The 1186-nt window shown below is 47.2% G+C and carries 1 protein-coding gene; it reads left to right on the forward strand.

Annotated elements, in window-relative coordinates; genetic code table 11:
- A partial coding sequence (tuf, locus tag PSF42_RS20730; RefSeq protein ID WP_272680577.1) for an elongation factor Tu occupies positions 1-1184 on the forward strand: 1184 nt, incomplete at its 5' end.
- Between the last annotated feature and the right edge of the window lie 2 nt (positions 1185-1186).

Raw genomic sequence — 1186 nt, forward strand, 5'->3', positions numbered from 1 at the left:
TGTCTAAAGAAAAATTTGAACGTTCAAAACCGCACGTTAACGTTGGTACTATCGGCCACGTTGACCACGGTAAAACTACTCTGACAGCAGCTATCACTACTGTTCTGGCAAAAACTTACGGCGGTGCTGCTCGTGCGTTCGATCAAATCGATAACGCACCTGAAGAAAAAGCGCGTGGTATCACCATCTCTACTTCACACGTAGAATATGATACTCCAACTCGCCACTACGCACACGTAGACTGCCCAGGACACGCCGACTATGTTAAAAACATGATCACTGGTGCTGCTCAGATGGACGGTGCAATTCTGGTTGTTGCTGCGACTGATGGCCCAATGCCACAAACGCGTGAGCACATCCTGTTAGGTCGCCAAGTAGGTGTTCCTTACATCATCGTTTTCCTGAACAAATGTGACATGGTAGACGACGAAGAGCTGTTAGAATTAGTTGAAATGGAAGTTCGTGAACTTCTGTCTCAGTACGATTTCCCAGGCGATGACACTCCAGTTGTTCGCGGTTCAGCACTGAAAGCGCTGGAAGGCAACCCAGAGTGGGAAGCGAAAATTGTTGAATTAGCAGAGCACCTGGACAGCTACATCCCAGAGCCAGAGCGTGCAATTGACAAGCCATTCCTGCTGCCAATCGAAGACGTATTCTCAATCTCAGGTCGTGGTACAGTAGTAACAGGCCGTGTTGAGCGTGGTATCATCAAAGTTGGTGAAGAAGTTGAAATCGTTGGTATTCAAGACACGGTTAAAACAACTTGTACTGGCGTTGAAATGTTCCGTAAACTGCTGGACGAAGGTCGTGCGGGTGAGAACGTTGGTGTTCTGCTGCGTGGTACTAAACGTGAAGAAATTCAACGTGGTCAAGTACTGGCAAAACCAGGTTCAATCAAGCCACACACTAAATTCGAATCAGAAGTTTATATTCTGAGCAAAGACGAAGGTGGTCGTCACACTCCATTCTTCAAAGGTTACCGTCCACAGTTCTACTTCCGTACAACTGACGTAACAGGTACTATCGAACTGCCAGAAGGCGTAGAGATGGTAATGCCAGGTGATAACATCAACATGATCGTTACCCTGATCCACCCAATCGCGATGGACGACGGTTTACGTTTCGCAATCCGTGAAGGTGGCCGTACTGTAGGTGCGGGTGTTGTTGCAAAAATCATTGCATAATA

Source organism: Providencia sp. PROV032, from assembly GCF_028484875.1.
Classification (GTDB): Bacteria; Pseudomonadota; Gammaproteobacteria; order Enterobacterales; family Enterobacteriaceae; genus Providencia; species Providencia rettgeri_E.